This is a genomic window from Streptomyces sp. NPDC003077 (genome assembly GCF_040611095.1).
Lineage (GTDB): Bacteria > Actinomycetota > Actinomycetes > Streptomycetales > Streptomycetaceae > Streptomyces.
Window position 1 is genome coordinate 36,497 of sequence record NZ_JBEXNM010000022.1, and the last position, 26,247, is coordinate 62,743.

A 26,247-nucleotide genomic window follows, 5' to 3' on the forward strand; every position below is an offset into this window, starting at 1 on the left:
GGCAGGACCACAGATGCCGCGAAGCCCGACCGGCCTACGGCGACGAACTCCACACACCGGCCATCAAGTGGTCGCAAGGCGAGGAGGAGGGGAAACCCGACCGACCGGACAGCCACCAGGCCCCTCCGTTAAAGACTGCTACCGACCAGCAGGGCAAGGTCGATGAGGCGGTTCGAGTAGCCCCACTCGTTGTCGTACCAACCGACGACCTTGACCTGCGGGCCGACGACACGGGTGAGTTCGGCGTCGAAGACGCAGGACGCGGGGTCGCCCACGATGTCGGTGCTGACGATGGGCGCCTCGGTGTAGGACAGCAGGCCCTTGTACGGACCGGCGGCGGCCCGGGCATAGATCTCCTTGATCTCTTCCACGGTGGTGCGGCGCCCGGTGGTGACGGTCAGGTCGGTGACCGAACCGGTGGGAACGGGCACCCGCAGGGCGAAGGCGTCCATACGCCCTTGCAGTTCGGGCAGGACCAGCCCGATGGCCTTCGCGGCTCCGCTGGACGTGGGCACCACGTTGAGGGCTGCGGCGCGGGCGCGGCGCAGGTCTTTGTGCGGGGCGTCCTGGAGGTTCTGGTCCTGGGTGTAGGCGTGGACGGTGGTCATCATGCCGGACTCGATCCCCACGGCGTCGTGCAGCACCTTGGCCAGTACACCGAGGCAGTTGGTGGTGCAGGAGGCGTTGGAGATGATCGTGTGGCGGTCCGGATCGTAGGCGTCCTCGTTCACACCGAGCACGATCGTGACGTCCTCGCCGCTCGCCGGAGCAGCGATGATGACCTTCTTCGCGCCACCCTCGACGTGCGCGCGGGCCTTCGCGGCCTGGGTGAAGATGCCGGTGGACTCGATGACCACGTCCACGCCCAGGTCGCCCCACGGCAGGTCGGCGGGGTCGCGCTCGGCCAGGACCTTGACGGTGGTGCCCCCGACCCGGATGGCGCCGGGCTCCGCGCTGATCTCCTCGGGGAAACGTCCGAGGACGGAGTCGTGGGCCAGCAGGTGGGCCATGGTCGCCACGTCGCCGAGGTCGTTGAGGGCGACGATCTCCAGGTCCGCGCGCCGGTCGACTGCCGCGCGGAAGACGTTGCGGCCGATCCGCCCGAAGCCGTTGATGCCGATACGAACAGTCATGAGCTCTCCCCTTGCGCTGACGTAGCGTCACGAGCGCCCGGCACCCCACCGCGAAGCGACAGGGCGGCGCCCAGGGCCACATCATAAGCAACTTAAATAAATCTGCGATATATTTTTCGGGTGGACGACACCTCGAATCGCACTCCCCGCCACGACGCCCAGCTCGACGCCCGCCACGACGCCCGACTCGACGGCCTGGGCCGGGGGCCTGGCGACAGCACCCCGAACGCCGCTACGGACGACGGCCCGGACACCGCTCCGAACGACGGCCCGAACGACGGCCCGGACGCCACCCCGGACGACGACCTGGACACCCACGCCTTCACCGCCGCGATCGAAAACTTCAACCGCTTCTACATCCGGCTCCCCGTGCTGGAACAACGGTCGTTCACGACCCTGTCCGTCCTGGACACCCTCGCGTTCAGCGACAAACCGATGCGGCTTTCCGAACTGACCAAGACCGAGCAGGTCAGCCAGCCCGGCCTCACCCAGTTGGTGACCCGCCTGGAACGCGAAGGGCTGGTGGAGCGGCGCCCCGACCCTCGTGACGGGCGCGCCGTGCTCGTCCATATCACGGAGGCAGGCCGGCGGATCGGCCGCTCCCGCCACGCCGACCGGACGCGCCACCTGGTGCCGCTCCTCGCGCAGTTGACGACCGAGGAACGGCAGGCACTCGCCAACGCCCTCCCCGCCTTGTCCCGCCTCGCGGAACTCGGGCGGGGGCAGGGGCAGGGGCAGAGGCAGAGGCAGGGGCAAGGATGACCTGACGGCGCCCCGTCCTCCGTACCCATTGGACACATAGCGCCGCCGCAGGTCCCAGCCCAGACCTCTGGCCACCGTCCCGTACCAACTTCCGCCCTGTCAGACGCCTTTCGCCGTGCGGCGCGTCTCACGTACCGATCGCATCCGCCGGAAGCCGGTGCCACCGAGGGACACGGCCGTCCGGCCTGCCCTCGGCTTGCCCTCGGTCCACCACCGGTCCACCACCGGTCCACCACCGCGACGATCGGTGCGCTTCGTGCACTCCGTGCACTCCGTGCGTTGCGCACCGTCGGCGGTCGCGACGGCAGCCCCGTAAAACGGTTCGACGGCGGTGCGGGCTCCTGACACAGTTGCGCGCTATGACGAACGTCGACTCTGTGACCGGCGCGGACATACGGCTCATGCAGGGCCTGGCGCAGCGCGTCACCGCCACCCGCCCGGACCTGGTGAACAGCGACGCGTCGTTCGGCGAGCTGGCCTGGAACTGGGGCAAGGGGCACGCGGCCGAGGGCGCGAGCTGGCGGCGCCGACTGTGGTTCTCCGGCGGGGACCTGGTGGCGTGGGGCTGGGCCCAACTTCCGCGCCGGGTGCGGCGGAACGACGGGTCGGTACGGGAGGTCACCGGCGCCTACCTGGCGTATCAGGTCCATCCCGATCATGCCGGACTGGTCGACGAGGTGATCGACTGGTACGAGGGTACGGGGGCGGGCCTCGAACGCACGGTGGTGCCGAGCGCCGCCGACGAGTTCGCCCTGCGGCGGTGGGCGGCGCGTGGTTACGAGACCGACCCGGCCTCGCTCGGTGACACCGGGTCCTGGATGCAACTCAACGAGCGGGACCTGACCGACGTGGAACAGCCGGTACTGCCGGACGGCTTCCGTTTCCGCACCGCCGACGAGGCCGGGCCAGAGGCTGCCGTCCAAGCTCATCTGGACGCCTGGGCCCCCTCGACGTACACGGCCGAGGGCTACCAGGGCGTCCGGCAGACGGCGGGCTACCGCGGCGACCTGCACATCCTGGTGGAAGCGCCGGACGGAACGATGGCGGCCTCGACGATCACGTGGCTCGACGAAGCGAACAAGACCGCCGAGTTCGAGCCGGTCGGGACGCACCCGGACTACCGGCGTCGGGGTCTGGCACGGGCGATGCTGCTGCACGGGATGCGGCAGGTGCGGGCGGCCGGAGCCACGCACGCGACGGTCGTCTGCCTGGGTGCGCCGGGGCACCCCCAGGCGCGCGGGCTGTACTACAGCGTCGGGTTCCGGAAGTTCACACGGGACATGCCGCTCATCCAGGCTACGACCGCGCTCTGAGAGTGATCATGGGTGGTCCGGATAACCGCTGGTCATGCCGTCGGGAATCGGGCGACGACCTGAGGAAGGCGCGCGGATCGGCCCCCGACGCGCCACCTGCCCCGCAGGCGCGGCGGCGGCAACCGTCGCGCCCGCGGTAACCGTCGATCAGCCCCGAGAGCCGTCCAAGACGCCCGGGTCGGTCACGGCCTGGTCAGCCACGGCCTGGTCGGTCACGGCGTCAGCCGGTGTGGCAGCGCCGGTGGCTCCGACGGGTCCGGTGCCTTCAACAGGTCCAGCGGCTTCGACACCTCTGGCGGCTTCGGCACGTCCGGTGTCTGCGGCACCTCCGACCACTTCGACGGGTCCGGCGGCTTCGGCACGTCCGGTGTCTGCGGCACCTCCGACCGCTTCGACGGGTCCGGTGTCTGCGACACGTCCGGCGGCGAGGAAGGCCCCGACGGTCCGGACGAACCAAGCCGGGTCGTCGAGCCAGGGAAAGTGGCCCCCGCCCGGCTGGACGGTCCACTGGCCGTCGGGGAACAGTTTCGCGACGTCGGCGGCGACGCGGGGCAGCGGGCCGCCGTCCAGTTCACCGGCCAGGACCAGGACCGGCGCGCTCAGTCCGGCGATGGCCGCGCGAGTGGTGGCAGGGTCGAAGGCACCGACGGACGCATAGGCCTCCGCGGCCTCGTCGTTGCCCTGTTCCCCTTCGGCCGCGGCGTGGTCCTGGGCCGCCGCGTCCCAACGTCCGTAGAAGAAGGGAATCACGGCATCCCAGTCGGTGTCGGTCGCGGTGCCCGCCCAGACGGCCTGGTACGCGGCGAAGGCGGGCCCGAACCACGGCTCGTCCCGGCGCAGGGCAGCCGCCTCGCGGCGGTGCTGCTCGGTGAAGTCGACGCCGAGGGCGCGAGCGCGGGCGGTGATCAGGGAGAGGGTCCGAACGCGTTCGGGGTGCCGGGCCGCGTAGAGGATCGCGAGATCGCCACCCGCGGAGTGCGCCAGAACGTCCACCCGCTCCAAGCCGAGGTGCCGCCGCAGAGCCTCGACGTCGTCCACCTGCCGGTCACAGCGGTAGGTGGACGAATCGGCAGGGGCACCCGAGTCGCCGGTCCCCCGCAGGTCGAGCATGATCAACTGGCGGTGGCGCGACAGACCACCGAGATCACCGAGATAGGCGGTGGCACGCATGGGACCACCGGGGATGCAGAGCAACGGTTCTCCCTCCCCCAGTACGCGATAGGCGAGTTCGGTCCCGTCCGGAGCGGTGAAGGCAGGCATGGGACCCATCCTCTTGACCATGAGACGACCCCGACAAGCGATTTCCACTCGGCTCAGCAGGTACCTCCCGGCCTCTCCCGTTCTCTCCCGGTCTCTCCGAGGCGAGACAGGCAAGACGAGGCAAGGCGAGACGAGGCGAGGCGGCCAGAGGGCGATCAGCAGCGCTCGGCAGCGAACGCGCTCACCACGCCACCGTCATTCAGTTGGCCTACGGGGGAGGAAAGGCGAATCGGTGGGACACCGCGACAGTTCATAGGGCGATCAGTAACTTCTACGTGCGCGTGATTTGAAGAAGTCACTCAGCGGCTTTCGGCGCACCGGCTTCGTTCTCGCGCTGGCAGATGTGGTGTTTTCTCCGTTGCGCCAAGGCGGGTATGGACGGAAGAGGCCAGTTACAAATGGTAGGCCAGCAGGCTCCCACGGCTGCGGAGCATTACTCCAAACAGATGGATCGCCGACGACACCGTCTTCCCACGGCCGACCTGAGCCGGGATCAGTTGGGAGCGGCCGTTCCTTCTTGAGATTCCGCCGTGGCAGAGGTGGGTGCCCAGAGGGAGCCGACAGCCTTGGGGGCAGTGGCGACGCGTCCTGGAACTGCTCGGCCTGCCTTTCGGAGCACGTGGTTCGGTCGGGCATGCAGATGGCACAGAGGGCCGCGGTCCAACCTTTCGCCGCGTCATAGCCAAACGAGGGCCGTCGGCACTGCGGGCAGGCGAGTTCTCCTCGTCGCTGCGCCTGGTCGACCAGGAGTTCACGGACCATGCGAGCGGACTTTTGCGCGTCAGCATCTTTCGGGTCTGGGATGTTGACAAGTAGCCTAATTCCGGGCCTATTACGTGCGGACGCTTCCAGGTCACTCATCAGCAACTGCAGGTCACGTGGTGTGACGCGGTCATGTGTGGTGAGGCGCTCTTGCAAACTTCCCGGCTTTGGCTCCTTGTAGCGTGCGCGAGTGCTGCGGCGGTCGGCATCTGCACGGTCCCATGCCCTTGCCCATTCCGCGAGCTCGGCATTGCGAACGCCGCATGCCTCGGCGAAGGCTTGGACGAAGGCGCGGCTGGGCATTGAGCGGCCTTTGAGAACTCGTCCGGCCGTACTGCGGGGTAAACGTCCCACTCCGCCGATGCGCTTATCCAGGCTACGCAGAGGAGGACTTCCAGTGTCCTGGTAAAGATCGATGATGGCGGAGTGTAAATCGGCAAAGTCCTTGACGACGCTGATGTGGGCTCCGCCTCGGTGTCCGCTCAGAGCTCCCTGCGCCCGGGCCTCGTCACGGCGAGCGTGCTTCCATAACCGCTCCGCCTCTTTGGCACTGCGGCCGCAGGCCTGAGCGTACGCGATGACGACACTCAGATTTTGAGGCACGCTGCGTCCGGAGGCGGCGCGCGCGAGGGTATCGGCGCTGAAGCCCGCGTGTTCGGCGAGCTGGTGGTACGTCAGCCCGACTTCCGCACGGCCGGCGCGCAACCAGGTCACCAGAGCGAACAAGGATTTGCTGCACTGAACGATCGGATTCTCGCGGCGCCCCATGTTCGGTCAGACCTCCGTGATGCCCAGCTCAGCGCGGCTGCTGCCGCGCAGCCTGTGCAGCAGCCGCAGACCAACCGTTGCTGCCTCCACGATAAGGACGATCACGCTGACGCTCTGGAACCCGACGGCTGCCAGTACCGCAGCGGAGATCACGATGATGATCAGAACACTGACTTCCGCTCCGGTGAGGGGACGCGACGCGACGCAGGGCGTACTGCAGGATGGATTGTTCATGTTGCCTCTCCAAGCATGGGTGTATCGCGGGCAGATAGACCTGTGAACGGGGCGGTTGCCGCCGCCTTCGTAGGTAGTGATGTTGCAGCATGTGCGGCCGCGTGACTAACCCGAAAGAGCGTCAATCCGCGCTTTTGTCCCCGCACTACGCTTACCCAGGCCGCTTTATCATTCTCATATCTTGTCAGGTCAGACTGTGAAGCGGGGAAGATTTTCCGCGGATACGTCCCACCTGTTTCTGTGCCGTGGTCACCGTTGTACAGAAATTTCCGCAGCAATGTCTCGCATACCGGCACACCCATTGGTCATGGTTCGTCCCATTTTTGTCCAGCTCAGTGGGCCGGCATGGCAGAGTTTCCGCGACCGTGTCTCCGTGTTGACCTGCTGGCAGGTCATGCCCGATCTTTGGTCGTGCACCTGCGGTTGGTATAGGCCTGCTGCGGGGCTCTCCGATGTCCTGCGGGCAATCAGTCATCCGGAGACAGAGCAGACGCGTTGCCGCGAGTCCTTGCTTACGGTCCTGGTACTGCTCGGCAGTGCCAGGACCCGGGTGGACCGGAATAGCGCGGTCAAGGACAGCCGGCTTCCCCCTTGACAGAGAATTGGGATTATTGACATTTCAACGGTGAGGACCTGGAAGGCCTCAGAAGACCCGGACGATGAGGCAAAAAGACCCGGGTCGGACACCTCTGCGCCATCGCCGACGGCGATGTGCTGCCTGAGCCCGGCGAGCGCGAAGTCGTCCTCAGCATGCAGGAGTTCGGTTCACTCAATCTCCAGCCCCCATTACCGGACGTCAGTGGCGCTGAACGCGGTGGGACCAGCCCTACGGCCACACGAGATCGAGGCCCAGTTCACCGCCCTCCGCTGCTTCGTCCTGTACGACAGCGACCACCCGGCCCACAAGGCGCAGGGCCGTGTGATCCGCCGATACCTCACCTTGCGGAGCAAGTACGCCGCCGGCACGCGCCTCACTGCCTCGTTCATAGGGCGATCGCGGCCTGACCCGGCGCCGTCGGCGTCTGTCTTGGCTACTCGGGTCCGGGCCGTCGGCGTCTGCCTTGGTTCCTCGGGTCCGGCTCGGTGGCGCGCTCATCGCTGCCGGCAGGAACGTGATCGTCCGTCGCCGGTCCGCCTCGCCCGTTGCCGGGGGCACGCGGCCAGGGAAGGGCTGCTGGTTGGCCTGAAGGCGGACGAGGGCCGACACAGCAAGGATTTCCCGCATCCGGAACCGCAGCTCCTCCGGGGCACGGCCGGGCAGTACGCGAGCGAAGGCTGCGAGGTAACGCTCGCGGACCGCGTCCTCGGCCGGACCCGGCCAACTGCCTGCCTTGCCTCCTCGGCCGGGGCGCTGAGGATCGTCACGATCAGTCGGGACGTCTGTGCGCCGCCCTCGTCGCCGGCAGGCATCTCGTCGAACAGCGGCCCCGCGATGCCTCCACCGGTTCGCTGACCAGTGGGTCGGGGAGCCGGGCGAGCAAGGTGTCGAGCCCGGCACAGTGGGCGGCGGTGACGGGCTCGATCGCGCGGTGGACGACCGCGGCCATCACCACCGCCTTCGAGCCGAAGCGGTTAACCCACGGCGGCCAGGTTCGCTCCGGCACGTTTGGTGATCGCGCGGACCGAGGTGCCACGGCAGCCGTGCGCGGCGAAGGGGTGCCCGGCCACGTCGATGGTCTGGGTGCGGGTGTCCGAGGTCGCCACACGAGGGACTCGACTCTCCATACGTTTGAATGAAACGCATGCATGAAACAAACGAACGTGTGAATGAGGGCTTTCAGTGAAACTGCTCGTGTACGGCGCCGGGGTGCTCGGCAGCCTGTTCGCTGCCCGCCTGCACGAGGCCGGTCACGATGTCTCGCTCCTCGCCCGGGGCGAGCGCCTGACCGCCCTGCGCCGGCACGGCGTGCGGCTCGCCGAGGGCGACAGTCCAGTCGTCAGGCGGATATCCGTACCGGTGGTCGAGCACCCGGACGGCGGGTACGACCTGATCACCGTCTTCGTCCGCACCCACCAGGTGGACGCGGTGCTGGAGTCACTCGCCCGTGTCGAAGGCGACGTGCTGTTCCTCCACAACTGGGCGGCCGGCGCGCAACCGCTGGGCGCGGCGATCGGCCACGAGCGGGTGCTGCTCGGCTTCCCCACGGCCGCCGGCACGATGGACGGCGATGTCGTCCGCTACCGCAGGAGCAGCTTCATGACCCGCCGGGTTGCGATGCCGATCGGCGAGCCCGACGGGCGCACCACTCCCCGGCTGGAACGGATCGTGGAGACGTTCCGCACCGCCGGGATCAACGCCAGGGCCGAACCGCGCATGGATGCCTGGCTCAAGACGCACGCCGCGTTCGAGGTGCCGCTCGGGCAGGCGGTGCACATGGCGGGCGGCCCGGTGGAGCTGGCCGACGATCCCGACGCGGTCCGCGGCATGCTCCACCTCGTGCGGCACAACCTCGCCGCCATGGCGACGCCACCGGTACCTCGCGCGTTCGCCGCGTTGCGGACGCTGCCGCAGGGCTTGCTCGTGACCGCGTTCCGGCGCTTCCTGAGGAGCCCGACGGCCGTGCACAGCGGGCTCAACGCCGCCTCGCCCGCCACCGCGGCCGAACTCCAGCGGCTGGCCGAACAGCTCCGTGCCCCTGCGGAGGCCCGCTGAGCGGCCCAGGACGGCGAAAACCTCACCACGCGCACACCACCGCCGGTCCCACAGTCCTCGAACTCGGCCCCCTGGCTCCACGGACGGCAACCGTGAACTGATGACGCGTCGGCAAACCCGGCTCGGCGACGAGGCGCACGCGGTCTCGTCCAGCCGTAACCCGCCGGAACTGTTGCTTGTGGTCTGTGGGAGTGGGGGGCTCTCCCCCCGTCCGCCCTCCCCTTCGGCCCAAAGCTCGTGTCGGGAACTCACCGCATGCTGCGCACGGTGTCCCGCAGGCGCCGGGCCTCGTCGATGCGCTTCTCGTAGGTGGCTCCGAGCAGCAGCAGGAGCAGGCCGGCCGCGGCCAGGGGGAGCCAGCGGGGGATGAGGCCGAGTACCTGGACCACGGCCGGGGCGAGTTCGTGGAGTCCGACCGTCATGAGGACGCCGCCACCGACGATCAGTGGTGCCTGTAGGCGGGAGCGTACGCCGATGACGGTGAGGAGCAGGGCGGCTGTGCCGAGGAGCAGCGGGCGCAGCCAGTTCGGGTCGGTCCAGGTGGCGGCGAGGCTGGGGAGCATGGTGGCGCCCAGGCCCGGTCCGTAGGCGGGCCAGGAGCCCGTCTCCGGGATGCTGGTGCGGCGGCGGTGGCCGATGACCAGCGCGACCACGGTGACGGGGAGCGTGTACGCCTCGGGGAGGGTGATGTCCGCCAGCGCGAGGCGCACCCAGGAGGAGGCGATGAGCAGGGCTGTTCCGGCGAGTGCGGCGCGGCGGCGGTCCGGGCGCAGTGCGATGGCCAGGCCCGCGAGTCCGGTTACGGCGAGGGCGAGGCTGAGGGCGTCGGCGTGGGAGGCCGTCAGGGCGAGGGCGAGGGCCGCGAGGGCGTAACCGGTGCCTTCCACGGTGGCGGAGACCTGTTCGCGCCCCGGGAGCCGGTGCCAGGCGGCTGCGGCACCGGCGGAGACGAGGGCGACCGCGAGGACCGCGAACCCGATGAGGTGCCAGGGCAGGTCGGCCGTGCGGCCGGAGGCGACCGCTTCGACTCCCAGGGCCAGGGCGGCGAAGGCACCCGCGACGCGCGCCGTCGTGACGCGCGCCGTCGCGACGCGCGCCGTCGCGACGCGCGCCGTCGCGCGCTCGGCGGGCCGGGCGGATGGTTCGGTCGGTTCGATCGGTTCGATCGGTTCGATCGGCATGGACGACGCGGACGGCACGGACGACGTGGGCGGCACGGGTGGCACGACCGGCGCGATCGACACCGACGGCACGGACGGCGCCGTCGGCGCGGACAGGACGTGGGCGAGTACGGCGGCCGACACGGCGCAGGTCCCCCACACCGCGAGCACGCCGGCCCGGTCGGCCCACGACCACATCAGGGCGAGAGCGCCGCTGACGGCCAGCACCAGGAGCCGCGGTACGAACGCGCTCCCCGGCCGACGCACGAAGTCCACGACCACGGCGACGGCCGTCCCGGTAGCGACCGCCAGTACCCACCCGTACGGCAGCCCCAGCACCACCGGCACCAGGAGCAGCGCGGGGACGGCCGCCACCACCCAAGCGTTGCGCAGCGCGTCGCCCAGTCCGTCCGTGTTCCGGTTCTCGACGGCAAGGGCACGCAGGACGGCCGCCACCGCCCGGGCGCTGCGTGGCGCGTTGCCCAGTCCGTCCACGTGCCGGTCCTCGACGGCACGGGCACGCAGGACGGCCGTGGCGGCCAGGACGGAGACGAGCAGCCAGAGCACGATCAGTGGCGCCGCCGCGAGCTGCCAACTCCACTGCGCTGCATGGCCGTTGCGCCAGCGTGCCACGCCGGGGGTGAGGGGCTGGAGGAGGGCGTGGGCGAGTTCCGGCAGGACCACGACACCGGCCAGCAGCAGCGCGGTCGAGGCCGCGATCAGCCCGCCCACCGCGGGCGCGGCCTCGGACGGCGGAACGGGCGACGGCACGGATGGCGGCACGGACGGTCCTTCGTCCTTCGCCGGCTTCGTCCACCGGCCATGGCGCGCACAGGCCGCCGCCGTCCACACCGTGGCGAGCGCGGCCGGTATCGCGTAGCCGACCACCGCCCACCCCAGGGGCACGACGTACCGCAAGCCGGCGCCGACAGCCACGATCACCGCCACGACGGCCGCCCCGGCACCGCCGGAACGCAGCCCGAACGGCAGAGTGCGGAAGCCCCGGCACAGCGCCACCCCCAGCAGCGCCAGCAGGCCCAGCGGCAGCCAGGCCCGCATCACCTCGGCCGGCGAGTGGGCGGCCACCGCGTGCGTCACCGCGAGCGCGCCGCCCAGCACCGCCCACCCGCCGCCGACCGCTTGGACCCCCGTGACCAGGGCGGTGGCGATCCGCTCGCCACCCAGGCGGTCGCGAAACCGTTCGTACCCGGTGGCGCGGGCCGTGAGCGCGTACAGGACCGCGAAGTCCACCGCGGCGGTGACGATCATCGCGGTCGCGTAGTCCACAGTGGTCGTTCCGCCCCAGGCGGCGATGGCCAAGGGGCCGGGCAACTGCGCCACCAGGAATCCCACGGGCAGCGGGAGCCGGAGCCGCTGCCACCAGCCGTATGCCGCCGCCCCCACGCCCGCCAGCAGGGTGAGCACGGCCCAGTAGCCCGCCGCCCCGATGCGGTCCAGACTGACGAGTCCGGCCTGCCGGGCCGCGTAACCGTCCAGGAGCACCAGGGCCAGGCCCACCGCGGCCGATGCCTCGGCGGTAGCCGTGAGCTGCCGCCGGCGCAGCGGACGAGGCAGTGCCAGCGCGCACGCGGTCAGCGCGAGCAGCACGGCGGCCCGCCCGCCGATGCCCAACCGTCCCCAGCTCACCACGGTGAACACCAGCGCGGCCACGATGACCAGCACTCCACCGACGATCAGCAACGCGGTCCGAGCGGACGGCACGGAGACCTCCCGCCTCGAACCGCCCGCCGCACCACCGCGCCCGCCACCGCCCCCGTCCGCGAGAACGCTCTCCGGCGTCCCCGCAGACGCGGCTGCCGGCACCCCCGCGGGTGCGTCCCGGCGCGCCCGCAGCGCGGCCAGCAACTCGTCATGGCGCCGCACCAGCCACCCCCGGCGTGCGTCCAGCGCGCTCAACTCGTCCCTGACCTGCCACAGTTCGGAGGCGTCCGGGCCGGTCAAGGGCAGTTGGCAATAGATACACCGAGCGGACGGAGACGACCCCAAAGGCATTCCGCAGTCCGGGCATCCCGGCGATTCCATGCGCATGGCCCGAGTATGTGCGGCATTACCGCCCACGGGCCTGAGTACCCGTACTCACTGTCGTCTTGGTACTTCAGGCGACCACGGGTCGTGCCGGTGCTTTGCCTTTCGGAGAACGAGGAGGCTGTTCAGCCGCCGTATCGGTGATTCTCGGCAACGCCGTGAAGCCGATCCGCTGGGTCAGAGCCGGGACAGAGCCAGAGCAGATCTGAGTCGGGTCTGAGTCAGTCCTGACTCAGAGCTGGATCGCGTCAGGCGTTCTCGCTCCCCAGGCGGCTCAGTGCCTGCATGGCCTCGCGCTCTATTCGTGAAAGGTCGAAGAGGACCGCGCCTGCCTGCACGAGGCACTGCTCATCGCCTGATTCACCGGCTTTTGTGATCAGTGCCGCGCATTCCGTCCACAGGGTGGCTGCCTGCGTGTACAGCTCGTGACCGGTGCGCAGGTGGCTGCTGTCGAGCAGTTGGGCGCATTCGCCGAGGAAGTCGCGGTAGAGGTTGCGGAAAAGGGCGCCGCCGGTACCGGCCTTCTCCATCAAGAGGGCGGCCTGCGGCAGGTCGCGCTGCGGATCGCCGGTCCGCCGGAGCCAGGTGCGCACCAGCTTGCCGGCCTTCTCTATTCCTCGATAGCCGAGGTTGGCGATGGGCGGGTTGAGGAAGGCGTCGGCGCAGGCGGTGATGGCGGGAATGATCCGGTCCTGTGGGGAGGTCAGGTCCTTGGGAGCGGTGAGCGTGAAGGACCGGCGTTTGGCGCTCATCGGGCCGCGCGCGGCCCTGGCCTGGGAGAGGCTGGTCAGGCTGGTGGTCACCGTTCCGCCTTGCTGGTCGGTGTCCACCAGGTAGGCGTCGTGGTCGTCGTAGCCGTACATGGCGACGACGTGACCGCCGAAGTGCACCTTCGACGTGAAGTAGTCCAGGTAGTAGCTGTCGAGCTGCAATCCGACAGGGTGGCCGGCGTCAATGGGGGCCGCCACGTTCTCCCAGGCCTTACGGGGAGAGGTGGTCTCCTGGACCAGGAGTTCCAGCCCGAGTGTGGTGGCCAGGTTTCTGGTGAGCTCGAAAGGCTTGACCCGTCCCCCGAGGAAGGGAAATCCCATCTGCTTGCTGTCCCAGTAGATGAAGGACAGACCGGACCCGAGGCCGAAGAGCATGGGCTCGGACAGATCGAGCCCTTGGTGCCGTAGCAGCACTCCCAGAGCTGTCGTCTCGCAGTGCTGCGTATCGCGGGCGTCGATCCGAATCTTCGTGGTCATGTCGCGCGCGCCTTCCTGGTCAAGGGAGTCCGGGGCCCCGGGTCATCAGTTCTCCCACTGCTCGACCACGCTAGGGCACACCACTGACAACGCCCTTCCGCGCTTCTCCTCCCCCAGGTCGTCCGCACCGCCCTTGCCCCACGGCCCGCGCCCGCCGTCTCACCGCGGCGATCGCTAGGACGGCGGCGATCGCTAGGACCGCCGCAACCCGCCGCGCCCCGCCACGGCCACCGCTCCCGTACCGGCTTGCAGCCTCCTCGCCACCACCGGGCACACCACAGCCTCGATACCGCATCACCACCGACACACCACAGCCTCGATACCAGCACCTCTCCATCTCCCCTTCATCACGGGAGCCTTCGGAGAGCCGGAGCGCCGCCCCATGAGCCAACCCACCCGATATCACCCGCTATTACCCGGCATCTCCGAGCACCCCTCACTCCCCGACTTGCCCACCAGGAAAGTCTGACTTAGCTTTCCGATCAGGAAAGTCGAAACGGCAACGTGTTGCCTCGGGGAGGAGATGCGCATGAGCACACCGGTGGACGCCGAACGCGCCTGGGCGGACCTGCAACGCATTCGGGTGCCGCAGGAACGGGTCTACGACGAGATGGAGCGCTCGACGGCCACGGGATGGCGCGGGTTCCTGCCCATCGCGGCGGCGGCGTGGATCTACCTGGTGATCAGTGGGCTGGAACTCCCCTTGTGGGGGCTCTTGTCGGTCACGGGCGCCTATGTCGCGGTGCTGGGCGGGATGGCCGTACGGGCTTGCCGCAAGTCCCGCATGCGCCTGCACCACACGCGGTACAGCTGGCGATCGGGCGTCGCGTTCCTCGGTGCGGGCGCGGTGACCGGTGCCACCGTCATCCTGTCCGGGCGGCTGGTGGACTGGGCGGAACTGCCCTTTGGCAGCGTCATCCAGGCCACGGTGACCGTCGGCCTCCTGCTGCTCTTCGGGGCACCGGTCAACCGCTGGGCTATCGCCCCCCTGCGTGGCCGCGGTGGGAGTCGGCCATGAGCACGCCCGCCGGGTTCGACGAGCTGATCCATCCCTCCACCCGGTTGTCGGTGGTCGCCCTGCTCGCCGCGACCGCGTGGGCCGACTTCGCCTTCGTCCGCGACAGCCTCTCGCTGAGCGACTCGGCGCTCTCCAAGCAGCTGCACACCTTGGAGGAGGCCGGTTACCTGGAGATCCGCAAGGAGGGTGGCGGACGCAAGCGCCGTACGAAGGTGCGGCTCACCGACCGTGGGCGAAACGCCTTCGAAGGCCACGTCGCGGCACTCCGCGCGATCGTCGAAGGCGCCGCTCAGACCGCCGGGCCAGGCCCGTCCCCGTCCGATCCCGACCCATCCGAACTCGACCCATCCGCCGAGAGCGCTCCTCGTCCGCCCGCCACCGCGGCCTCGCTCACCCCGGCACGTACGGAGGCCAACCGGTGACCGCGTCCCACCCCACCGTGATCCACGTCCGCGACCTGCGGATGTCCTACGGCGCCAACGAGGTGCTGCGCGGCGTCGATCTCGACATCCGGCGCGGCGAGATCTTCGCCCTGCTCGGGCCGAACGGCGCCGGCAAGACCACCACCATCGAGATCCTGGAAGGCTTCCGGCGCCGGTCGGCCGGTGAGGTGCGGGTGCTCGGCACGGACCCGGTACGCGGGGACGACGCGTGGCGCGGACGGCTCGGGCTCGTCCTCCAGTCCTGGCGCGACCACGGACGGTGGCAGGTGGCCGAATTGCTACGCCACTTCGCCGACTTCCACCCGGACCCGTACGACCCGGCCGAGCTCCTGGAACTCGTCGGCCTGACCGAGCACGCCAAGCAGCGGGTCAGCCTGCTCTCCGGTGGGCAACGGCGCCGGCTCGATGTCGCGCTGGGCATCGTCGGCCGCCCCGAACTGCTCTTCCTCGACGAACCGACCACCGGTTTCGACCCGGAAGCGCGCCGCCACTTCCACACCCTGGTCGGGAAGCTCGCCCGCGAACAGGGCGTGACGATCGTCCTTACCACGCACGACCTCGCCGAGGCCGAGCGCCTGGCCGACCGCATCGCCGTGCTGGTCGACGGACGCGTACGCATCTGCGGCACCCCCGACGAACTGGCCCGGCAGGCCGCCGCGCGCGCCGAGGTGCGCTGGACCGCCGCCGACGGGACCGCCCGGCGCGAACGGACGGACGATCCCTCCCTGCTGGTCTGGGAACTGCACCGCGACGCCCACAGGCCGATCCCCGACCTGGAGGTGCGCCGCCCGACGCTGGAGGACGTCTACCTGCACATGGTCAACAGGGTCGATGCGGGCGATCCACACGACGTTGGCGACGTGGGCGACGCGGGTGGTGCGAGCGGTGCGGACGGTGCGGGCGATGCGCCTGACGGAGGCCATGCGGTGGACGCACGCGATGCCGCGGGCGGCGACGCGCACGAGATGGGCCAGGCGATCGGCATGAACGATACGCCCCACATCAAACACCGGAAGGACAGCGCGGCATGAGCAAGACCGGCACGGCGGAGAAGACCACGGCGGAGGAAACCACGGCGGAACACCACACGGCCACGGCCGAGGTGCCCGGCCCCGGCACGGCCTCCGGCCCCGGCCGGACGTCAGGCTTCCCGACCACCCGGCCCACGGGCCCCCGCAGGTACATACGGGCGGGGCTGCGGCGCGGAGTCATCGAGCTGCGGCACGTGCTGCGCAACCGCAAGGAATTGAGCGGCCACCTGCTGAACATCGTGATCGCCGTCGCCGTGGTGATGGTGTTCGACAAGAAGGTGCCCGGCACACCGGTACCCCTGGGGCACCTGTCGATCGCCGGCTTCGCCGCCTTTCTGCTGTTCAGTTTCGGGCTGATGAGCGTCCCGCAGATCCTGGTCACCGAGCGCGAGGAGGGCGCGCTGCTGCGGCTGCGCGCGACGCCCGGCGGCATCCCCGCATACCTCCTGGCCAAGGCGCTGCTGATCGTCGGTCTGGCGGTCGGCAGCCTCGTGCTGCTGCTCGGGGTCAGTGCGCTGGTGGCCGACGGACCGTTGCCCGCCGGGCCGGCGCAGTGGCTCACCCTGATCTGGGTCACCGGGCTCGGGCTGCTGGCCGTCGTACCGCTCGGCGCCGCCATCGGGGCCGTCCTGCCCAATCCCCGTGAGGCCGTCGCCCTGGTCGCGTTGCCTGCCATGGTCCTCCTGGGGATTTCGGGCGCCCTGTTCCCGGCCGACAAGCTGCCTCAGTTCGTCCAGCAGATCTCCGCCGTCTTCCCGCTCAAGTGGATGGCGCAGGGCGTTCGCGCGTCCTTGCTGCCGGATTCCATGCTCGCGGCCGAGGCGGCGGGTTCCTGGCAACTCCCGCAGGTGGCCATGGTCCTGGCGGCCTGGGCGGTCTTCGGATTCCTCCTTGCCGTACCGCTGCTCCGCCGGACGACCCGCCGCGAGTCGGGCTCCCGGCTGGCCGCCCGCCAGCAGAAGGCGGCGGCGGGAGGAGGCGCTTCGGTCGGCTGATCCGGTGGTGGGCTCCCGTTCTCCACGGTGACGAGTTACGGACCCCAGGGAACGAGCGCCCGCCCGATGGGCTATCGCCCACGCGATCCAAAAAGTAAACAACTCGTTCAACACAACTCGTTGACAACACTCCGTGGTGCGCCCATGCTGTCGGCATGTCAGCGATCCCCGAGCAGTCAACCGATCAGTCAACCGATCAGTCGATCGATCCCTTCACGCCCCCTCATCCGGAGCAGGCGCGAGCGCACCGCGTCCACGCCGCCCTGTTCCGCATCGCCGAGCGGCACGCCGCCACCGACGCGCAACGCCGTCGCCAGGTCCACCCCACGGCCATCGGGCCGCACGAGGCCGTCAGGCTCGTCGCGTTCCTGCTCAGCGGGGCCGCCCGGCGGGACGAGGACGAGCCGGAGGTGGACCAAGCCGACATCACCGCCGCCCTGAGCCTCGTCCCGAGGATGCGCGGCGAGATGGACGAGTTGGAGACCGGCCTCCTCCAGATGGCCCGGGGCCGCGGCATGACCTGGCAGGAGGTCGCCTTCGGCCTCGGCCTCGGTACGCCCCAGGCCGCCAGGCAGCGTTACGAACGGCTGGTCGGTCGCACGGCCACCGAGTCGGAGGACGAGGAGCGGGAGTCGTCACCGTCCCGGTCCGGGGACGAAGAGTAGAAGTCGCCCCGGTCCGGGGACGAAGAGTAGAAGCCGCCCCCTCCCCGTCCGAGGACGAAGCGCGGAGGCTCTCCCCGTCCCCGTCCCCGTCCCCCGTCCGAAGACGAGGAGCGGAAACCGTCCCCGTCCGCCAAATCCCCGACCGACCCGACCGCAGGTCGGCGACTGATCGCCGTCAGCGGGAGCCGCCCGACCCGCCGCCCGTGCGGGGTGACCGTCTCCCCCGCCCCGCCCCGCGACGTCCACGGAACCAGGGAAACGCCGCAAGCGTCCATCGGATCACTGCCCAACGCCATGATCATGACGTTCCAACCATGATCACGAACGTGTCGACGACGCTTCGACGGGAACCCCACCATGACCGGCACAACCACCATGACCGGCACAACCACCACGACCGGCACAACCACCATGCCCCGCACAGCCACCCGCTACCTCTACCTCGCCCGGCACGGTGAGGCCACGCCCGACGAGAGTGGCCTCACCGCGGCCGGCCGCCGGCAAGCCACGCTGCTCGGCCAACGGCTCAGGGACGTACCGCTGTCGGTGATCCACCACGGGCCCCTCGGCCGCGCCGAACAGACCGCCAAGCTGATCGGCGAGCAACTGGATGGCGTGCCGCTGCGCGTCTCCGAAGCGGCCGGGGATTACGTTCCGTACGTCCCCGAGGAGGCCGAGCTCCCCGCGGACTCGGCGGCGGGCGTGCTCCAGCGTCTCGCCCGCTTCTCCCCGGAGGAGCGCGAGCGTGGCTCCACGCTGGCCCGTGCCGCCCTCGCACGCTTCACCGGCCCGGTCGACGCCGACGACCGGGACGACTCGCGCCACGAACTGATCGTCACCCACAATTTCCTCATCGGCTGGCTCGTGCGCGCCGCCCATGACGCTCCGAAATGGCGCTGGTTGGGCCTCAATCACTGCAATGCGGCCTTGACGGTCATCCGTTACGCACCGGACCGGCCGTCTTCCGTTCTCCTCTTCAACGACATGCGGCACCTGCCCGCGGAATTGCGCTGGACCGGTTTCCCGGCCGAGTACCGCATGTGCTGATCAGCGCAGAGTTCAGCATCTGCGTACCACCTGTGCTGATCGGCGCGGAGTTCCCCATCCGCTGGTCAGCGCGGAGTTCGCCACGTACTGGCCAGCACGGGCCCTCCACCAAGGAAGGCCGCTTCTCCCCCGCCCGCCGACCGTCCACCGACCCGCCCACCGCCGGACGCTCGCTCGGCCGAAATCGTACGAACGCGGCCGGGCACATTCCGCCGCTCCTCGGGAACCATCGATACGGCAGAGGGGCTCTATCAAGGCGAGGGGAGCACCGGCGGACCGTACGGAAGCCGGGTGGCCGCCGCGAAAGGCGGGAGGGATGGACGTACCGGACTACGGGGATCCGAGTCCGATCGGGGCGATCGGGCGCGTGACCGTCTCCATTCCGCGGGACGGGCCGGGGGAAGTGCTCCTGGCCATCCGTGGCGGCAGCGAGGCGTTCGCCGCCTGGTCCGACGAACCCATCGCCAGGCACGTCCGGGTGGTCGTCGTGGACTCCCTGTCGGCCCGTTCGGTCCTCGTCGCTCCCCTGCCGGTGTCGTAGTGCGAGTCGTGGTACGAGGAGGGTTCGGTCATGTTCTTCTGGCGCGTCCCGGCGCCCAATGAGGCGCTGCTCATCTCCGGTTCCAAACGGCAGGCGCAGGACACACAGTTCCGCATCGTCACGGGGCACGGTTGCTTCGTCATGCCGGTCAAGCAGAAGGCACGCATCCTGTCCCTGGCGCTGCGCGAGGCGGAGATCGCCGAGGACTGCGTCACGAAGCAGGGCATCCGCCTCAACGTGCGCGCCGTGACCGTCTTCAAGGTCGGCGACGACCCGGTGTCCATCGCCAACGCCGCCCGCCGGTTCCTCTCGGAACAGCACCGCATGGAGGAGCTGGTCGGGCGGATCTTCTCCGGGCACCTGCGGTCCATCGTCGGCGGGCTGACGGTCGAGCAGATCATCCGGGAGCGGGACCGCGTCGCCCAGGAGGTCAAGGAGGGCAGTCACACGGAGATGGAGAAGCTGGGCATCGTCGTGGACGCCCTCCAGATCCAGGAGATCGTGGACAATTCCGGCTACATCACCAACCTGGCGGCGCCCCACGCCGCGGCCGTGGCGAGCCAGGCCCGCATCGCCCAGGCCAAGGCGGACCAGGAGGCCACCGAACGGGAACAGGAAGCCTCGGCCCTGAAGGCCATGTACGAACGGGACACCGCCATCAAGCGCGCCGGTTTCCAGGCCGAGACCGAACAGGCCAAGGCGCAGTCCGCGCAGGCCGGGCCGCTGGCCCAGGCGCGGGCGTCCCAGGAGGTCATCGAGGAACAGACCGCGCTCGCGCAGCGCCAGGCCGCGCTGACCGCACAGCGGCTGGAGGCCGAGGTGCGCCGCCCCGCCGACGCGGACGCGTACCGGCAGCGGACCCTGGCCGAGGCCCGCCGCGACCAGGCGAAGTTCGAGGCGGACGGCGAAGCGTACGCACAGCGCGCCCTCGCCCAGGCCGAGGCCGACGCCAACACGGCACGCGCCGCCTCCCTCAGGGACGGCAACCAGGAACTCATCGCCGCCAACCGCATCGTCGAAAACCTCCCCGCCCTCGCCGACGCCGCCGCCCGCGGCATCACCGGATCGAACCTGACGGTCCTCAACGGCGCGGAGGGCGTCGGCGAGATCGTCACCGGCATCGTCGCCCAGGGCCTGGCCATCCTGGACACGCTCAAGCAGTCGACGGCACGGGCGGGGAACGACAGCGCGCGCAAGGACGAGCACACGGACGGCTCCGAGCCCAGGCTGCTGCCTGAGCGGGTGAGGGTGGAGGAGAAGTAGGCGCGGCTGCGGGGTGGGAGTGGGCCGTGACGGGGTCAACTCGGCTTACACCTGAGGACCATGTCCTCCGGCTTCTTTCCCCTCGGCTACGGGCCGCCGGTACCCGGCTCGCGACGCCCGGCCTCCGGTCGTCACCACGGTCGAGGCGACCCGGCGTTGACCTCGGCCAAGCGGACCGACAGTTCCTCGCGGGCCGTGGCAGGACGCACCGCTCCCGGTTCCGCCTCCCACTCTTCCCCACCGCATACCGCTCGCAGCACCAGACGCGATCCCGCCTGCCCCACCACGCGGCCCACACGGTGGCGCTTCGCATCGTAGGCAAGGGCACAGCACGGAAGGTCATCCCCGAGCACGACCCGCTCCCCACTCGATGACCTCGGCCAGTCGCAGCGCCACGTCGGCCCGTACCCGGCCCAGTTGCACCAGGCCCAGGTCCGGCGACGCCGTATCGGCGGTGAGGGACGGCAGGACGATCCCCGCCCTGCCGAGCGCCGCGTGGAGAGCGTCGGCCGCCGCGTCGGCGTCGGTTTCCCTCTGGGGGTGTGAGTTGGTCATGGCAGGGACGTTAGGAGAAGGCTCAGCAGGCCATCCGGGGATTTTCTCGCTTCTCTCCGGGGGCCCGGGAATCTTCTCGGAACTTCTCCTTCGGTCCGCTCCCGCGCCGTGCCCCGGCACACCGCGGTCGTTGAAGCTGTCAGGACCAGGACCGGGAAAGGACGCCACCATGAGGCGGCTGCGCTTCAACGGAACGGGTAGCGGCATCAACGGCTGTCCGTCGGTGCACGAGGACCTCGACACCGAGGAGGTCATCGTGCATGGACCACCCCTCACCGACCCCACCGATCTCGCTCAGCTACGGCACTTCTCTCCCGGCGAGACGGCCATCGTCGTGCTGCGCGCCCTGCTGGTCGACTTCGGCCCGAAGGAGGTCATCCGAGTGCCCCGGATCATCGACTTGGACGCGTTCAATCGTCTGTTCACCCAGTTCGACCGCACGGCGTGGCGGCTGGAGAGCCGTACCCGTTACGCATCGGACGAGGAAACGGACACCTATCGCCAGTTCACCCGCGGCGGGCGCGTGGACTGGAGCGGAGCCGACCCGGAATGGTGCGCGGAGCGCCGGGCGCAGCATGCGCTTGGTAAGCGGTTTGAGCGCGTGCGGGTGGTGGACGACCCGCCCACCACCGGTCAGCTCTACTTGCTGGACAATGCGCGGCGGAACAGTGCCGTGGGCGAGGACATCCGCAATCTGCGGCGCCGTGACGCCGACCGGCTGGGCCTGCCGAACGAGGATTTCTGGCTCTTCGACTCCCGGCTGGTCGCCCTGCTGCGCTTCGGTCAGGACGACCGGCTGACCGATGTGGAGCTGATCACCGAACCGGCCACGGTGTTGCGCTACGCCCAAGTGCGGGATGCTGCGACGCACTACGCGGTGCCGTACGAGACGTTCGCAGCGGAGGTGTCATCCGCGAGGTAGGGGTGCCAGGTGAGTACGGATTTCCGGCAAGCGCGGGTGGCTCTCGGCGTCCGGCTGAGAGAACTGCGCCGCTCCTGCGGGACACGGCTCACCCAGGTACAGCTCGCCCAGCGCCTTGGCTGGCCACCATCCAAGATCAGCAAACTGGAGACCGGCCGGCAGACCGCCAGCACCACGGACGTACGGGCCTGGGCCGAGGCCACCGGCCGGCCGGAGCAGGCCGAAGAACTGGTCACCCGGCTGGCCGGTCTCGAATCACACATCCGCTCCTGGCGCCGCCAGCTCGCCACCGGTCACACGGCCGTCCAGAACACTCTCAGCACTGAATTCGCGCGGTCCTCGCTCTTCCATGCCTGGGAAGGCTCGATGATCGTGGGCGCCCTCCAGACCGCCGAGTACGCGCGGCACATTTTCACCCGTTACGCGACCCTCCAACGCTCTCCGCGCGACACCGACGCCGCGGTGCGTGCCCGTATGAAATGGCAGGAAGGGCTCTACCGGCCAGGAACGCGATACCGCATTCTCATGTGGGAGGCGGCGCTGCACGCATTGGTGTGCCCGCCCTCAGTCCTGGCCGCCCAGCTCGACCGACTGGCCGGCGCCATCGGCCTGGACACCGTGGAACTCGGCATCATTCCGCTCGGGGCCTCGCTCAGAATCCCTCCCGCAAATGGTTTCTGGGTCTTCGACGAGCATCTGGTCATCGTGGAAACCTGGCATGCCGAGCTATGGGTCGACGACCCGGACGCCGTCGCCGTGCACCTGCGCACCTGCGCACCTGGCAGACCTTCCGGGAATCCGCCGTGTACGGGTCCGATGCCCACCAGGTGATCGCCCGGGCGCGGCGATCCCTCAGCACGCCCTGAAGATCCCAGCGTGCCGAAGACTTCCCCTGACGATTGCGCAGGAGATTCAGTGGTCCGTCCACATCGACTGGCCCACCACAAACACACCCGGCGGTGAACGCGACAGTAACGCAACAGGCATCCAGAAACTGATCCTCTGTACTGGGGTGTTTCGCTCGGAACAGCATATGGGGCAGTTGTCCTCCCTTACCTGGCCATTGTTAAGGTCCTGTCCGTGACCCACCCACTCCCCCATTTCCCCTATCACCCCGACCCCGTCGCCACCGGCGCCGTCGTTCCTTCCGAGGAGGGCTGCGTCCGCTGTGGGCAGGCTCGCGGATTCCTCTACAGCGGTCCGGTCTACACCGGGGAGAATCTCGACGACCGGCTCTGTCCTTGGTGCATCGCGGACGGAAGCGCCGCCGAGCGCTATGACGCTCATTTCACCGGCGGTTTTCTGGGTGATCGGAACGTGGACGCCTCGGTGCGGGAGGCCGTGGACCGTCGTACGCCGGGCTTCTCCGCGTGGCAGGAGCCGCAGTGGTTCTTTCACTGCGGTGACGGTGCCGCGTTCCTCGGGTGTGTGGGGGCGGCGGAACTCGCGGACCATCCCGAGGCCATTCAGGTATTGCGGGAGGAGGCCGGTGACTGGGGCTGGCCCGCCGATCAGGTCGAGCACTATCTCGCTTCCCTGGACAAGGACGGCGAGCCGACGGCTTACCTGTTTCGGTGCCGGGTGTGCGGTACGCACCTGGCGTTTTCCGATTTCTCGTGAACGCTATTGACGTCATGAGCGCCACGAACGCCATGAAAGCCGCGAAAGCCATAGAAACCATGAAAGCCATGGAAACCGTGGAAGCGGGCTGGCAGGCGGTGCGGGAGGACGGGCAGGTGCGGCCGGAGTTGCTGGACGCCGCTTACGCCGAGCCCCGCCTGCGGCAGTTGTTCCCGTGGACGGGTATGGGCGAACTGCATTTCAGCCGGTGCACCGAACCGCGGTGGACCTGGGACATTCCCTATATCCAGCCTCTTGCCGACGGCGGCTACCGGGTATCCGGTCCGTCCCGCTCGCGGACGGTGGGCGTGGCGGAGACCGTGGCCGAGGCCGTCGCCATGGTGGTGGAACGGCTGCCGGCCGGCTGCAGGCCCGCCTACCTCGGCACCCCGGAAGAACTCGCCGCCCAGGAAGCCGCCGTCGCGCGCGAGCGCGGAGAGGATCGGTCAAGTGGATTTCCGTAGGACGGCGGGCATCGGAAGAGCTAGTTTTCGTTCTCTGTAGGACAGCGGACGCCGGGAAAACTGGTGTCCGTCCTCCGTAGGACGACGGACGCTGGGAGAGCTGGTTTCCGTCAGAAACAGGCATCGGGAGGACGCGCCCCCTCGGAGCGACGAACGCGTTCGATAACGCCTCGGCCCCGTCCCCACACCTGTGCGATGCTCCCTGACCATGAACACGGAAGCTGACGCACTGCCGTGGGACGAGGCGGCGAAGGTCGTGGACGTGGTGCGCCGCGTCCTGGGAGACGGTGTGGTGGGGGCGTATCTGCACGGGTCGTCGGTGGTGGGTGGGCTGCGGCCGGATAGTGATCTGGACGTGCTGGTGGCCGTGCGGCATGGGGTGACCGGGGCGGACCGGCGGCGATTGGTGGACGGGCTGCTGGAGGTTTCCGGCCGCCACGGCGAGGACGTCAGCGAAGACGTCCGCGGGGGCGTCAGCGAGGGCGTCAGCGAGGGCGTCAGCAAGGACGTCCTCGGAGGCGTCCGTGGGCGCTCTCGTGGGCCGCGTCCCGTCGAGGTGACCGTCGTCGTTCGGGATGACGTCGTGCCGTGGCGCTTCCCGCCCGTCAGTGATCTGGTCTACGGGGAGTGGCTGCGGGAGGAGTTCGAGGCCGGGAAGGTGCCCGCGCCGGGGCCGGATCCGGATCTGGCGATCCTGCTCGCCGGCGTCCGGGAGCACGGACGCACCCTCGTCGGGCCGCCTGCCCGCGAACTGTTCGCCCCCGTACCGGACGAGGACGTGCGGCGCGCGATCGCCGACAGCCTGCCCGATCTGCTCCACGGGCTACGGGGTGACGATCGCAATGTGGTGCTCACTCTGGCGCGTATGTGGGTGACGTTGTCGACGGGCGAGATCGTGCCCAAGGACGTCGCGGCGCGGTGGGTGCGGGACCGGCTGCCCGCCGAGCACCGGCCGGTGCTCGACCTGGCACGGGACGCGTACGTGGGCGAGCGCGCGGATGACTGGTCGGGGCTGGTGGAGGACGTTGACGCGTTCGCGGAGTTCGCGGCGGCGATGATCGCCGGGCTGGCGCGCGGGGAGTGAGGAGGTGAGGGACGGGGGCATGGTGCCGGTGGAGTACCGGCGCCGTTTGTCCGCCGCCCCCATCACCCCCCCCCACGCGGACCGGTCCGCCCCGGCGTCAGGGCGTACGCAGACCGACGATCACTTATTCGCCCTCGGTGGCGTGCCAAGTGATCGGCTGCGCCCCATGCCCCTTGCCCTGGAAGACGACGACGGCCGGGCGGTCGCTCTTGGGAAGCATGTGGATGGAGCACTGGACCACCGTGGCGTCCGGCTTGACCATCTTGTAGGGCACCGACTCCGGGCACTGCGTGACGCCGTCGCCACCGATGTCGATCAGCAGCAGCTTTCGCGCCTGCTGCCCGCCGGCGCCCCTCAGTTCCACGCCGTCCTGCATGTCCGGATACAGGTCGTGCTCGCCGGTGTTGCGATATTCCACGGTGACGTAATACGGGACGAGCTTCTTCTCGTCCGCGCTCAGCTTGAAGTGGCTGAGGTCGGCCACCGTCCCGGCCTTGACGCTCTTGGGTGTGGCCTTGATGGTGACGGTGCGCTCGTGGCTGTCCTGCCAGAGGCCGTCGGTGGGCTTGCCCGCGGGGAGGACGCCGTCGGTGTCGCCGGTGGCCTTGCCGTCGCCGGCCTGCCAGATGACCGGTTCGCCGTCCTTGTCGGTGTACGAAACGGTCGTGGGCGCCTGCTTCGGCGCGAGCATGAAGATCTCGCACGCCTCCGCCGAGGCGCCCGGGGCCAGCGTCTCCGACCCGGACTTCCTGCACTGGTCCGGCAGGCCGGAGCTGGTGGCCAGCGGGTTGGACATCAGCCACATCCGCTCGCCGGGCTCACCGTCCGCGCCGACGACGGCGAACTCGCTGCCCAGACTCGCCCGGTGCAGCGCCTCTTTACCGGTGTTGACGTAGGTGAAGGTGAGGTAATAGGGCACCAGGCCCTTCAGGTCGTCGTCCAGGCGGACCCGTTCGAAGTCCGCCTCCGAGCCGCGCGCCAGGCTCTTGGGCGCGATCCGCAGTTCGTGCACCTGCTTCTTGTCGTCGGTCCAGGTGGCCGGGCGGGAGGTGGTCTCCACCCGTACCGGCTGTGCGGCGGCAACGGACCGGGACGCCTTCGGCGCCGCCTTGGTGCCCGATGGCCCGCCACCGCAGCCGACGGCGAGCAGCATCAGCACGCTCGCCCCCGCCACGCCCGTCATCCGCTTGCGAGCCCGCATGGAAACCCCCGTCGATCCGTGTTCCGTACTGCCGTACCGCGCGTCGTCCCGTGCCGGGCA

23 protein-coding genes and 2 pseudogenes are annotated in these 26,247 nt (G+C 69.6%); 16 read left to right on the forward strand and 9 right to left on the reverse strand.

Features of this window, described 5'->3' with window-relative positions; translation table 11 throughout:
• Window positions 1-128 precede the first annotated feature (128 nt).
• Entirely contained in the window at window positions 129-1,133 is a 1,005-nt protein-coding gene (gene gap / locus ABZX96_RS17125; RefSeq protein WP_355544824.1) for a type I glyceraldehyde-3-phosphate dehydrogenase, read from the reverse strand.
• A 120-nt stretch (window positions 1,134-1,253) separates the two neighbouring features.
• Here gap and ABZX96_RS17130 point away from each other — a divergent pair, with 120 nt between their 5' ends.
• Both ABZX96_RS17130 and ABZX96_RS17135 read left to right on the forward strand, forming a co-directional pair.
• Window positions 1,254-1,895, forward strand: a complete 642-nt coding sequence (locus ABZX96_RS17130; protein WP_355544827.1) for a MarR family transcriptional regulator — start codon at window positions 1,254-1,256, stop codon at window positions 1,893-1,895.
• A 359-nt stretch (window positions 1,896-2,254) separates the two neighbouring features.
• Window positions 2,255-3,208, forward strand: coding sequence for a GNAT family N-acetyltransferase (locus tag ABZX96_RS17135; protein WP_355544830.1), 954 nt, complete (start codon window positions 2,255-2,257; stop codon window positions 3,206-3,208).
• A 420-nt stretch (window positions 3,209-3,628) separates the two neighbouring features.
• Here ABZX96_RS17135 and ABZX96_RS17140 read toward each other — a convergent pair.
• The 4 genes and pseudogenes from ABZX96_RS17140 to ABZX96_RS17155 all read right to left on the reverse strand — a co-directional run.
• Window positions 3,629-4,468: pseudogene (locus tag ABZX96_RS17140) on the reverse strand (alpha/beta hydrolase); the annotation flags it as partial.
• 261 nt (window positions 4,469-4,729) lie between these two features.
• Window positions 4,730-5,998 (reverse strand): helix-turn-helix transcriptional regulator, encoded by a 1,269-nt coding sequence (locus ABZX96_RS17145; protein ID WP_355544833.1) that lies wholly within the window; start codon window positions 5,996-5,998, stop codon window positions 4,730-4,732.
• A gap of 6 nt (window positions 5,999-6,004) precedes the next feature.
• Window positions 6,005-6,232 (reverse strand): hypothetical protein, encoded by a 228-nt coding sequence (locus tag ABZX96_RS17150; RefSeq protein ID WP_355544836.1) that lies wholly within the window; start codon window positions 6,230-6,232, stop codon window positions 6,005-6,007.
• Window positions 6,233-7,804: 1,572 nt separating this feature from the next.
• Window positions 7,805-7,936, reverse strand: a complete 132-nt coding sequence (locus tag ABZX96_RS17155) for a hypothetical protein (RefSeq protein WP_355544839.1) — start codon at window positions 7,934-7,936, stop codon at window positions 7,805-7,807.
• Between the two features lie 76 nt (window positions 7,937-8,012).
• Here ABZX96_RS17155 and ABZX96_RS17160 point away from each other — a divergent pair, with 76 nt between their 5' ends.
• The gene (locus ABZX96_RS17160; protein WP_355544842.1) at window positions 8,013-8,885 is read left to right on the forward strand and encodes a 2-dehydropantoate 2-reductase N-terminal domain-containing protein; all 873 of its coding nucleotides are present in this window, start codon (window positions 8,013-8,015) and stop codon (window positions 8,883-8,885) included.
• Between the two features lie 248 nt (window positions 8,886-9,133).
• Here the strand turns inward: ABZX96_RS17160 and ABZX96_RS17165 are convergent, their stop codons facing one another.
• Together ABZX96_RS17165 and ABZX96_RS17170 are read right to left on the reverse strand one after the other, a co-directional pair.
• Window positions 9,134-12,007, reverse strand: a complete 2,874-nt coding sequence (locus ABZX96_RS17165; protein WP_355544845.1) for a hypothetical protein — start codon at window positions 12,005-12,007, stop codon at window positions 9,134-9,136.
• A gap of 332 nt (window positions 12,008-12,339) precedes the next feature.
• Window positions 12,340-13,338, reverse strand: coding sequence for a BtrH N-terminal domain-containing protein (locus ABZX96_RS17170; RefSeq protein ID WP_355544848.1), 999 nt, complete (start codon window positions 13,336-13,338; stop codon window positions 12,340-12,342).
• Window positions 13,339-13,867: 529 nt separating this feature from the next.
• Here ABZX96_RS17170 and ABZX96_RS17175 point away from each other — a divergent pair.
• From ABZX96_RS17175 to ABZX96_RS17210, 8 genes are all read left to right on the forward strand, one after another.
• A complete protein-coding gene (locus ABZX96_RS17175) occupies window positions 13,868-14,356 on the forward strand; it encodes a hypothetical protein (RefSeq protein ID WP_355544851.1) in 489 nt (162 codons plus the stop codon).
• Window positions 14,353-14,778, forward strand: coding sequence for a transcriptional regulator (locus tag ABZX96_RS17180; protein WP_355544854.1), 426 nt, complete (start codon window positions 14,353-14,355; stop codon window positions 14,776-14,778). Before ABZX96_RS17175 ends, ABZX96_RS17180 begins: the two co-directional genes overlap by 4 nt.
• Before the next feature lie 41 nt (window positions 14,779-14,819).
• Complete coding sequence (locus tag ABZX96_RS17185; RefSeq protein ID WP_355545022.1) at window positions 14,820-15,830, forward strand: ABC transporter ATP-binding protein; 1,011 nt, start codon at window positions 14,820-14,822, stop codon at window positions 15,828-15,830.
• Window positions 15,827-16,825: an ABC transporter permease gene (locus ABZX96_RS17190; RefSeq protein WP_355544857.1), complete on the forward strand. Its 999-nt coding sequence runs from the start codon at window positions 15,827-15,829 to the stop codon at window positions 16,823-16,825. Before ABZX96_RS17185 ends, ABZX96_RS17190 begins: the two co-directional genes overlap by 4 nt.
• A gap of 155 nt (window positions 16,826-16,980) precedes the next feature.
• Window positions 16,981-17,490: a DNA-binding protein gene (locus ABZX96_RS17195; protein WP_355544860.1), complete on the forward strand. Its 510-nt coding sequence runs from the start codon at window positions 16,981-16,983 to the stop codon at window positions 17,488-17,490.
• 411 nt (window positions 17,491-17,901) lie between these two features.
• A complete protein-coding gene (locus ABZX96_RS17200) occupies window positions 17,902-18,537 on the forward strand; it encodes a histidine phosphatase family protein (protein WP_355545025.1) in 636 nt (211 codons plus the stop codon).
• 316 nt (window positions 18,538-18,853) lie between these two features.
• Window positions 18,854-19,078 (forward strand): hypothetical protein, encoded by a 225-nt coding sequence (locus tag ABZX96_RS17205; RefSeq protein WP_355544863.1) that lies wholly within the window; start codon window positions 18,854-18,856, stop codon window positions 19,076-19,078.
• 30 nt (window positions 19,079-19,108) lie between these two features.
• Window positions 19,109-20,341 carry an SPFH domain-containing protein gene (locus ABZX96_RS17210; RefSeq protein WP_355544866.1) on the forward strand — a complete coding sequence of 411 codons (1,233 nt, stop codon included), beginning with the start codon at window positions 19,109-19,111 and terminating at the stop codon, window positions 20,339-20,341.
• A gap of 339 nt (window positions 20,342-20,680) precedes the next feature.
• On the opposite strand, the gene ABZX96_RS17215 is transcribed toward ABZX96_RS17210, so the two are convergent.
• Entirely contained in the window at window positions 20,681-20,896 is a 216-nt protein-coding gene (locus tag ABZX96_RS17215; protein WP_355544869.1) for a hypothetical protein, read from the reverse strand.
• A 169-nt stretch (window positions 20,897-21,065) separates the two neighbouring features.
• Here ABZX96_RS17215 and ABZX96_RS17220 point away from each other — a divergent pair, with 169 nt between their 5' ends.
• The 5 genes and pseudogenes from ABZX96_RS17220 (at window position 21,066) to ABZX96_RS17240 (ending at window position 24,986) form a co-directional block, all read left to right on the forward strand.
• A complete protein-coding gene (locus ABZX96_RS17220) occupies window positions 21,066-21,818 on the forward strand; it encodes a DUF6879 family protein (protein ID WP_355544872.1) in 753 nt (250 codons plus the stop codon).
• 9 nt (window positions 21,819-21,827) lie between these two features.
• A pseudogene (locus tag ABZX96_RS17225) lies at window positions 21,828-22,684 on the forward strand (helix-turn-helix transcriptional regulator).
• 214 nt (window positions 22,685-22,898) lie between these two features.
• Window positions 22,899-23,438: a CbrC family protein gene (locus ABZX96_RS17230; RefSeq protein WP_355544874.1), complete on the forward strand. Its 540-nt coding sequence runs from the start codon at window positions 22,899-22,901 to the stop codon at window positions 23,436-23,438.
• A gap of 14 nt (window positions 23,439-23,452) precedes the next feature.
• Complete coding sequence (locus ABZX96_RS17235; protein WP_355544877.1) at window positions 23,453-23,902, forward strand: DUF6193 family natural product biosynthesis protein; 450 nt, start codon at window positions 23,453-23,455, stop codon at window positions 23,900-23,902.
• Window positions 23,903-24,110: 208 nt separating this feature from the next.
• Window positions 24,111-24,986, forward strand: a complete 876-nt coding sequence (locus tag ABZX96_RS17240) for an aminoglycoside adenylyltransferase family protein (protein WP_355544880.1) — start codon at window positions 24,111-24,113, stop codon at window positions 24,984-24,986.
• Between the two features lie 124 nt (window positions 24,987-25,110).
• On the opposite strand, the gene ABZX96_RS17245 is transcribed toward ABZX96_RS17240, so the two are convergent.
• Window positions 25,111-26,187: a hypothetical protein gene (locus ABZX96_RS17245; protein WP_355544883.1), complete on the reverse strand. Its 1,077-nt coding sequence runs from the start codon at window positions 26,185-26,187 to the stop codon at window positions 25,111-25,113.
• Between the last annotated feature and the right edge of the window lie 60 nt (window positions 26,188-26,247).

What these genes read in the sequence shown, in the direction of transcription:
- ABZX96_RS17240 (WP_355544880.1), top strand. Translation starts at nt 24,111, where the DNA reads ATGAACACGGAAGCTGACGCACTGCCGTGGGACGAGGCGGCGAAGGTC.
- ABZX96_RS17200 (WP_355545025.1), top strand. Translation starts at nt 17,902, where the DNA reads ATGCCCCGCACAGCCACCCGCTACCTCTACCTCGCCCGGCACGGTGAG.
- ABZX96_RS17190 (WP_355544857.1), top strand. Translation starts at nt 15,827, where the DNA reads ATGAGCAAGACCGGCACGGCGGAGAAGACCACGGCGGAGGAAACCACG.
- ABZX96_RS17145 (WP_355544833.1), bottom strand. Translation starts at nt 5,998, where the DNA reads ATGGGGCGCCGCGAGAATCCGATCGTTCAGTGCAGCAAATCCTTGTTC.
- ABZX96_RS17150 (WP_355544836.1), bottom strand. Translation starts at nt 6,232, where the DNA reads ATGAACAATCCATCCTGCAGTACGCCCTGCGTCGCGTCGCGTCCCCTC.
- ABZX96_RS17215 (WP_355544869.1), bottom strand. Translation starts at nt 20,896, where the DNA reads ATGACCAACTCACACCCCCAGAGGGAAACCGACGCCGACGCGGCGGCC.
- ABZX96_RS17195 (WP_355544860.1), top strand. Translation starts at nt 16,981, where the DNA reads ATGTCAGCGATCCCCGAGCAGTCAACCGATCAGTCAACCGATCAGTCG.
- ABZX96_RS17135 (WP_355544830.1), top strand. Translation starts at nt 2,255, where the DNA reads ATGACGAACGTCGACTCTGTGACCGGCGCGGACATACGGCTCATGCAG.
- ABZX96_RS17170 (WP_355544848.1), bottom strand. Translation starts at nt 13,338, where the DNA reads ATGACCACGAAGATTCGGATCGACGCCCGCGATACGCAGCACTGCGAG.
- ABZX96_RS17205 (WP_355544863.1), top strand. Translation starts at nt 18,854, where the DNA reads ATGGACGTACCGGACTACGGGGATCCGAGTCCGATCGGGGCGATCGGG.
- gap (WP_355544824.1), bottom strand. Translation starts at nt 1,133, where the DNA reads ATGACTGTTCGTATCGGCATCAACGGCTTCGGGCGGATCGGCCGCAAC.
- ABZX96_RS17180 (WP_355544854.1), top strand. Translation starts at nt 14,353, where the DNA reads ATGAGCACGCCCGCCGGGTTCGACGAGCTGATCCATCCCTCCACCCGG.
- ABZX96_RS17185 (WP_355545022.1), top strand. Translation starts at nt 14,820, where the DNA reads ATGTCCTACGGCGCCAACGAGGTGCTGCGCGGCGTCGATCTCGACATC.
- ABZX96_RS17245 (WP_355544883.1), bottom strand. Translation starts at nt 26,187, where the DNA reads ATGCGGGCTCGCAAGCGGATGACGGGCGTGGCGGGGGCGAGCGTGCTG.
- ABZX96_RS17235 (WP_355544877.1), top strand. Translation starts at nt 23,453, where the DNA reads ATGAGCGCCACGAACGCCATGAAAGCCGCGAAAGCCATAGAAACCATG.
- ABZX96_RS17175 (WP_355544851.1), top strand. Translation starts at nt 13,868, where the DNA reads ATGAGCACACCGGTGGACGCCGAACGCGCCTGGGCGGACCTGCAACGC.
- ABZX96_RS17220 (WP_355544872.1), top strand. Translation starts at nt 21,066, where the DNA reads ATGAGGCGGCTGCGCTTCAACGGAACGGGTAGCGGCATCAACGGCTGT.
- ABZX96_RS17210 (WP_355544866.1), top strand. Translation starts at nt 19,109, where the DNA reads ATGTTCTTCTGGCGCGTCCCGGCGCCCAATGAGGCGCTGCTCATCTCC.